The 707-nt window shown below is 65.2% G+C and carries 1 protein-coding gene; it reads left to right on the plus strand.

Translation table 11 applies throughout. The features are described 5' to 3' along the window. Positions 1 to 664 (plus strand): undecaprenyl-phosphate 4-deoxy-4-formamido-L-arabinose transferase (locus tag RND78_RS27845; protein WP_312733454.1); only part of this gene is annotated, 664 nt, incomplete at its 5' end. Between the last annotated feature and the right edge of the window lie 43 nt (positions 665 to 707).

Raw genomic sequence — 707 nt, forward strand, 5'->3', positions numbered from 1 at the left:
CCCGCGCCTGGTGCACACCGCCGCCCAGGGCTACGACGTGGTCGGTACCGTGCGCCAGCAGCGCCAGGACTCCTACCTGCGCACCCTGCCGTCGCGGCTGATCAACCGCGCCGTGCAGCGCTCCACCGGCGTCGCCATGCGTGACTACGGGTGCATGCTGCGTGCCTACCGTCGCCAGGTGGTGCAATCCATGCTCGCCTGCCACGAGCGCAGCACCTTCATCCCGATCCTGGCCAACAGCTTCGCCCGCCACACCACCGAGATCGAGGTGGCCCACGCCGAGCGCGAGCACGGGGATTCCAAATATGGCTTCCTCAAGCTCATCCACCTGATGTTCGACCTGCTGACCTGCATGACCACTACCCCGCTGCGCATGCTCAGCCTGTTCGGCGCTGGCCTGGCCCTGTTCGGCTTCCTCTTCGCCGCACTGCTGCTGTTCCTGCGCCTTACCCATGGTGCGGATTGGGCGGCCGATGGCGTGTTCTCGCTGTTCGCCGTGCTGTTCATCTTCACCGGCGCCCAGTTCCTCGGCCTCGGTCTGCTCGGCGAGTACCTCGGCCGGGTGTACAACGACGTCCGCGCGCGACCGCGATTCCACATCGAACAAATCATCAGTGCGCCTGGCGGCTCCCCCTCGTCCGCGCCGCTTCGCCAAGCCCAGTAATTAAGAAAGCCCAATAATTAGCAAGCCCAGCAATAGGAAAGCT

The organism is Pseudomonas oryzihabitans (genome assembly GCF_032027545.1).
In the GTDB taxonomy this organism is placed as follows: Bacteria; Pseudomonadota; Gammaproteobacteria; order Pseudomonadales; family Pseudomonadaceae; genus Chryseomonas; species Chryseomonas oryzihabitans_F.